7 protein-coding genes are annotated in these 6,705 nt (G+C 62.0%); 5 read left to right on the top strand and 2 right to left on the bottom strand.

Annotated elements, in window-relative coordinates; genetic code table 11:
- On the bottom strand, window positions 1–627 hold a 627-nt coding region (gene cbiE / locus ACRESD_RS21700), incomplete at its 3' end, for a precorrin-6y C5,15-methyltransferase (decarboxylating) subunit CbiE (protein WP_431752780.1).
- A gap of 38 nt (window positions 628–665) precedes the next feature.
- Between cbiE and cobG the strand changes: the two genes are divergently transcribed.
- From cobG to ACRESD_RS21675, 5 genes are all read left to right on the top strand, one after another.
- Window positions 666–2,012: a precorrin-3B synthase gene (gene cobG / locus ACRESD_RS21695; protein ID WP_431752779.1), complete on the top strand. Its 1,347-nt coding sequence runs from the start codon at window positions 666–668 to the stop codon at window positions 2,010–2,012.
- Window positions 2,005–2,631, top strand: a complete 627-nt coding sequence (locus ACRESD_RS21690; protein WP_431752778.1) for a precorrin-8X methylmutase — start codon at window positions 2,005–2,007, stop codon at window positions 2,629–2,631. Before cobG ends, ACRESD_RS21690 begins: the two co-directional genes overlap by 8 nt.
- Window positions 2,631–3,362 (top strand): precorrin-2 C(20)-methyltransferase, encoded by a 732-nt coding sequence (locus ACRESD_RS21685; RefSeq protein ID WP_431752777.1) that lies wholly within the window; start codon window positions 2,631–2,633, stop codon window positions 3,360–3,362. Before ACRESD_RS21690 ends, ACRESD_RS21685 begins: the two co-directional genes overlap by 1 nt.
- Complete coding sequence (cobJ, locus tag ACRESD_RS21680) at window positions 3,362–4,999, top strand: precorrin-3B C(17)-methyltransferase (RefSeq protein WP_431752776.1); 1,638 nt, start codon at window positions 3,362–3,364, stop codon at window positions 4,997–4,999. The genes ACRESD_RS21685 and cobJ overlap by 1 nt, the downstream gene beginning before the upstream one ends.
- Before the next feature lie 238 nt (window positions 5,000–5,237).
- Window positions 5,238–6,017 carry a hypothetical protein gene (locus tag ACRESD_RS21675; protein WP_431752775.1) on the top strand — a complete coding sequence of 260 codons (780 nt, stop codon included), beginning with the start codon at window positions 5,238–5,240 and terminating at the stop codon, window positions 6,015–6,017.
- Here the strand turns inward: ACRESD_RS21675 and ACRESD_RS21670 are convergent.
- Window positions 6,014–6,610, bottom strand: coding sequence for a MarC family protein (locus ACRESD_RS21670; RefSeq protein ID WP_060755028.1), 597 nt, complete (start codon window positions 6,608–6,610; stop codon window positions 6,014–6,016). The two genes, ACRESD_RS21675 and ACRESD_RS21670, sit on opposite strands and share 4 nt — an antisense overlap.
- Window positions 6,611–6,705: the final 95 nt, after the last annotated feature.

Raw genomic sequence — 6,705 nt, 5'->3', positions numbered from 1 at the left:
GATGTCGGCCACGCAGTCGATGGCGACCAGGTTCAAGTCAGCGACTGAGGTGTGCTGCCAATCACCCGCCAAGCCGTCGATACGCCGCTCACCCGTACCGCCCAGATGCTCAAACACGCTCAACCGGCTCGGCCCGAACCCGGCCTCAACCAGCAACGAAGCAATCAACGCCGGACTGCTGCCGTCATTACTCAACACCAACAGCCGCACTCCACTGGACAGGTGGGCATGCAACGCCGCCAACGGCCGGGCAACCACGGACAACGTCACCACCTCCTGCAACGGCCAACCCAATCGTGCCGCCGCCAACGATACAGACGAAGGCGACGGCAGAATCAGCAACTCTTCAGCTGCCACCTGTCGCGCCAAACTGGCACCCACGCCATAGAACATCGGATCGCCACTGGCCAGCACACATACCGCCTCACCGCGTTGCGCCAGTACCGGCGCCAGTGAAAACGGGCTTGGCCACAACTGGCGTTCGCCACGAATGCATACCGGCAACAAGTCCAACTGGCGCTGGCTGCCTATAATCCGAGTGGCGCGCAACAGGGCATGCCGGGCATTTCTGCCCAACCCCTTGAAGCCGTCTTCACCGATGCCTACAACCGTCAGCCAGGGCGACATATGAATTCCTTGAACGACATCCGACGGGCAGGCTTTTCATGCCGTCGGACAAAGCAGGCATAATACCGCGCCTTTACCCGTCAACCGGTAGCTTCGTGAACCCAACGCCCGCTGTGAATACCTTGCGCCCCTCGGCTTGTCCGGGGTTGCTGCGTATTGTCCAGGCGTTGGATGGCGGCATTTGTCGGATCAAACTGGCCGGTGGCTCCATTACTGCTGTGCAAGCCCACGCGGTAGCGGACGCAGCGCAGGCTTATGCGGGCGGTGTGATCGAGGCGACCAACCGTGCCAACTTGCAGATTCGTGGGATCGGCACTGAGCAGGATGCCTTGATCGCGAGGCTGTTGGCCGCTGGCCTGGGGCCTCGCAATGCGGCGGGTGACGATGTACGCAACCTGATGCTCAGTCCCAGTGCCGGTATCGACCCGCAGATGCTGTTCGACACCCGCCCGCTGGCGGATCAGATTCTCGCCACCCTGCAAAACCATCCGCGTTTTCATGAGTTGTCGGCCAAGTTCGCCGTGCAGGTGGATGGCGGCGAAGCCCTGGCGATGCTTGAACATCACCATGACCTGTGGCTGTCGGCGTTTGTACGTAATGGCCAGACGCTTCTCGCCTTCGGCCTTGCCGGTTGCCCAGGACTGGATGCGCCGCTGGCGGCTGTGCCATTGGATCAAGGTCACGCTCTGGTGGTGGCGGTGCTGGAAGCATTTCTAGACCTCGCCACCCTGGAGCAGACCCGCATGCGCCATCTGCCTGTGGATAACTTGCTGGCCCGTTTAAATCTGCCGCTTCTGCCTATCGACGGCTTCAAGCGAGCGCCCAGCGGCGCTTTTCTGCACCTGGGAACTTATCCACAGGCTCAAAAAAATCAGTTCTACGTTGCCGCCATCGCACCCTTGGGGCGTCTGGATTCGACAATGCTCAAAGGCGTTGCACAACTCGCCAGCGACCACGGCGATGGCACGTTGCGCTTCACCCCCTGGCAAGGCGTGCTGCTGCCCAACGTCGAAAAACCTCACGCCATGACCCAGCGCCTGGAACAGTTGGGCTTGCTCTGCTCAGTCGACCAGCCCCTGGCGCACATGACCGCCTGCACCGGTTCCGGCGGCTGCGCTAAAGCCTTGGCGGACACCAAGGCCGACGCCGTGCAATTGGCTGCGCTGCATCCCGGCGCGGACGTACACCTGTCCGGTTGCCCGCGCTCTTGTGCCGCTGCGCATGTCGCCCCCGTGACCTTGCTGGCCGTGAGCCCCGGCCACTACGACCTCTATTTTCGCGACGCAGCCGAACCCGGTTTCGGCCGGCTGCACGCTCGCACCCTTTCCATTGAAGCGGCGGGCGCCTTGTTGCGCGCTCGCCCACGGAGCAACACCGATGATTGATTACATCCGCGACGGTCAGGAGATCTATCGCAACTCCTTCGCCATCATTCGCGCGGAAGCCAAGTTGGAACGCATCCCGGCTGATTTGGAGAAACTCGCGGTGCGGGTGATTCATGCCTGCGGCATGGTCGAGGCCATTGATGGCCTGCAGTTTTCTGAAGGTGCGGGCAAGGCCGGGCGTGATGCGCTGGCCGCCGGCGCGCCGATTTTGTGCGATGCGCGGATGGTCTCCGAAGGCGTGACCCGGGCGCGTCTGCCGGCCAACAACGAAGTGATCTGCACCCTGCGCGACGACAGCGTGCCGGAGCTGGCGCGAGAGTTGGGCAACACCCGTTCCGCTGCCGCGCTGGAGCTGTGGCGCCCGCACCTGGAAGGCAGTGTGGTGGTGATCGGCAACGCGCCGACCGCCTTGTTCTACCTGCTGGAAATGCTCGACGCCGGTGCACCGAAACCGGCCTTGATTCTCGGTTTTCCGGTAGGTTTTGTCGGTGCCGCCGAATCCAAGGCGATGCTCGCCGCCGATCGCCGTGGTGTGCCCTTCGTCATCATGCAGGGCCGCCTGGGTGGCAGTGCGATGGCTGCCGCGGCGGTCAACGCCTTGGCCACGGAGGTCGAATAATGCAGGCACGTGGACGTTTGATTGGCCTGGGCGTTGGCCCCGGCGACCCGGAACTGATTACCCTCAAGGCCCTGCGCCTGCTGCGTGAGTCGCCAGTGGTGGCGTACTTCGTGGCCAAGGGCAAGAAGGGCAATGCCTTCGGCATCATCGAAGACCATCTGGTGCCTCAGCAAACCCTGATGCCGCTGGTGTACCCAGTGACCACTGAAGTGCTACCGGCACCGATGTCTTACGAACAGGTGATCAGCGATTTCTACGACGCTGCCAGCGTCGATGTCGCCGCGCATCTGGACGCCGGTCGTGATGTGGCGGTGATCTGCGAGGGAGATCCGTTTTTTTACGGCTCATACATGTACCTGCATGACCGCTTGGCTGAACGCTACGAAGCCCAGGTGATTCCGGGGGTGTGTTCGATGCTCGGCGGCGCCTCGGTGTTGGGCGCGCCGTTGGTGTATCGCAATCAGAGCCTGTCGGTGCTGTCGGGTGTATTGCCCCATGACGACCTCAAGCGCCGCCTGGCGGATGCCGACGCGGCGGTGATCATGAAACTGGGTCGCAACTTCCCCAAGGTGCGCCAGGTGCTGGAAGAACTTGGCCTGGCCGAGCGTGCGCTGTATGTGGAGCGCGCCACCATGGCCAACCAGAAAATCGTACCGTTGGATCAGGTCGATCCGGCGTCTTCGCCGTATTTCTCGCTGATCATCGTGCCGGGTGAAAGGTGGCAAGGTTGATGACTCCGGCAATTGTCATTCTGGGCCAGGGCAGCCTGGCCACGGCGCGTAAGATCCAGCAGGTTTATCCCGGCGCGTTGATCCATGGCCTGACCGGCCGGGTTGACGGTGCGAACCAGACCTACAGTGAATTCGGCACAACCCTGCGTCAGCTGTATCAGCAAGGTGCGCCGCTGATTGCGCTGTGTGCTGCGGGCATCGTGATCCGGACGCTGGCGCCGTTGCTGCTGGAGAAAGGCGAAGAGCCTGCGGTGCTGGCGGTGGCTGAGGATGGCAGCGCTGTGGTGCCGTTGCTCGGTGGTCTGGGCGGTGTGAACGTCATGGCGCGGGAGATTGCCGCTGCGTTGAACGTAGCTGCAGCAATCACCACCAGTGGCGAGTTGCGTTTCGGCACCTGCCTGCTCAACCCACCAAGTGGTTATGAACTGGCGGACCTGGAGCTGGGCAAGCGCTTTGTCTCGGATCTGCTGGCCGGCGAAAGTGTGCGCATCGAAGGCACTGCACCGTGGTTGGATCAGGCCCATTTGCCCGAGGATCAACAGGCGCGCCTGGCGATTCATGTGGGGAGTGCCGAGCGCGTGCCGGCGGCCAATGAGCTGTTGATCTATCCGAAGAGCGTGAGCGTGACCTGCAAGCCCGGCGCGCAACTGGCCGGGCGCGTGCGCACGGCGTTAAGTGAAGCGGGTATCGCGGTGCAATCCCTGGCGTGCCTGCTGGCCAGTGATACGCAGATGGCTGAAGCGTCGTTGCATGACGCCGCGTTGGAATTGGGTGTTGCGCTGCGTTTCGTCAACGTCAGCCAGGATGCCGATATCGTCATCAATGTCGCCGAGCAACCGCTGGACCTTTCGCGCATTGGCCGGCCCCGTGGCCGCCTCGCCGTGATCGGCCTGGGGCCGGGCGCGGCCGAGTTGATGGTCCCGGCCGTCAAGGCTGAGTTGGCTCGCTGCACCGACGTGCTGGGCTACGAAACCTACGTGCGCATGGCCGGCCCGTTCCGTGACGACCAAGTGCAGCATTGCACCGATAACCGCGAAGAAATGCAGCGCGCCCGCCATGCCTTCGAATTGGCTGCCGAGGGCCGTTCGGTGGTGGTGGTATCGTCCGGCGATCCTGGCGTGTTCGCCATGGCCGCCGCCGTGATCGAGGCGTTGCACGAGTCCAGCGACCCGGCCTGGCATCAGGTCGACCTGGAGATTCTTCCAGGCGTCTCGGCGTCCCTGGCCACCGCCGCCCAGGCGGGCGCGCCGCTGGGCCATGACTTCTGTGTGATGTCACTGTCGGACAACCTCAAACCGTGGTCGATCATCGAAAAGCGCCTGGACCTCGCCTCTCAGGCAGACCTTGCCTTGGCGTTCTACAACCCGATTTCCCGTTCACGGCCATGGCAATTGGGGCGCGCCCTGGAAATCGTCGCGTTGCACCGCACGCCTGAAACACCCGTGGTGCTGGGCCGTGATATCGGCCGTCCGGGCCAGACCCTGCGTGTCACCACGCTGGGGCAACTGACGCCTGAGCAGGTGGACATGCGCACCATGGTGCTGATCGGTTCGTCCACCACCTGCGTGTTCCCGCGCGCCGGTGGTGGTGAATGGGTGTACACGCCGCGTTGGTATGGCGAAAAACCGGCTTCCTGAAAAGGGCTGGATGGCTGCACGAAAGCTCCGAATGACAGTGGGTATTAACCTGCGGTGATTCGGGGCTTTTTCTTTTTTCAGCGACGAAGCATGGAAGAGGGCGACATGGCCCCCGCAATTGCTGGGCAGCGTTTTTCGAAGCGCCCGCGCGAGCGATGTTTGTTGCCTGGCAAGCCTGGCAACGCCTGGACTAGTGTGGACATAAGCCCCGAGTTGGGGTGCTTGTGGAGAACTGAAAATGGAGCGACATCATAGAAGGATCATTAATGCGAAAAGGCGAAAGTTGATTGCCGCCTACAAGTTGCCGGGCGCGCCGGCCAAGCATTCCGCCTTGCCAATTGATACCGAGGATGACAGCAATGCGGCGGTGGTGAACAACGGTGTGATTTCGTTCGTGGAAGGCATGTCTGCGCTGAACCGCGAGTACATCCGCAAAAGCTACCTGCTGGCGAGCAGCTACGTGAGTGAGGTATTGAAGGCCCAGCGAGGTACGGAGGCTTGGTATGACGAATTTATCAAGGTGATGGTCAGCCTGGGCTGGCTGCCGGTGCGCAGCCGTTTTGAGCGGGTCTCAAGCTCGGGCAAAGGCCTGACGGTGCAACTGGCGGCACTGAACATCATTACGGCGATGCTGGCCTCGACTTCCCTGGTCGGCCCGTTGCTGGCGACGCTGCCCAAACTGGCGGCCGATGCGCTGGAAGCATTGAAGCAACAACCGGCGTCCTTCGAACTGTTCAAGCGCCATTGTACGGTGCGCCAAGGTGGGGATTTCGGTTTGGCCTCCTGCGCCGAAATCGACGGCGAACTGACGATGGTGCTGGTGACTTACAGCTCCCATGGGGTGAACAAGCAGGTGGGGTTGCCGTTTTTGGAGTGGGATAGTTCTTCGTTCGAGGCCTTCAGCGGGCAGACCTGCCTGGTGCTGAATACCTCGATGGTCAATGAAAAAACCATTCAACTGATGCGTGAGAGTGCGGGTGACAAGGTGCAACTGGCGATCGCCAAGTATCGGATCTAGGGCACCAGATAGCCGCGCACACCGGTAAAGATGATCTGTGCAGCCAGCGCGCAGACGAACAAACCCATCAACCGACTGACAATCTGCAAGCCCTGGTCGCCTAGGATGCGTTCGATACGGTTGGACAAGTACAGCACCACACCCACCGTGAGGCTGGCCAGGGCGATGCTGAGGATGGCCATGATCTTGTCATCCCAATGGGGTTGGCTGACGCCCATCACCAGCAAGGCGCCGATGGTGCCGGGGCCGACCGTGAGGGGGATGGTCAGCGGCACGATGGTCACGTCCTGCTGCACGTTGTCGGCCTGCACCGCCGACTTGCCCTGGGCCATGCCCAGGGCGGAGATGAACAACACGCTGCCGGCGCCGATGCGGAAGGCATCCACGGTGATGCCGAACACACTGAAAATCACTCGACCAAACAGGTAGAGCAGCACGCTTGACACCAAGGTCGCCAACGCTACTTTCCAAGCCAGGCGCCGGCGTTCCTTGCTGGAGTAACCACGGGTCAGGCTGATGAAGCAGGACAGCACGAAGAACGGGCTGTAGAGCACCAGCATTTTCAGGTAGACGCTGAATAACACGTGGAGCATGGGCGTGGCTCGCAGGCGGGAAGAAGTGTGCCGAGTCTATCAGGCGCCAGAGAACAAATGTGGGAGGGGGCTTGCCCCCGATGACAGTGGTCCAG

The sequence above is a fragment of the Pseudomonas sp. genome, assembly GCF_050739995.1.
Classification (GTDB): Bacteria; Pseudomonadota; Gammaproteobacteria; order Pseudomonadales; family Pseudomonadaceae; genus Aquipseudomonas.
Note: the sequence above shows the minus strand (reverse complement) of the source record. Positions and strands in the feature narration are given on the sequence as shown.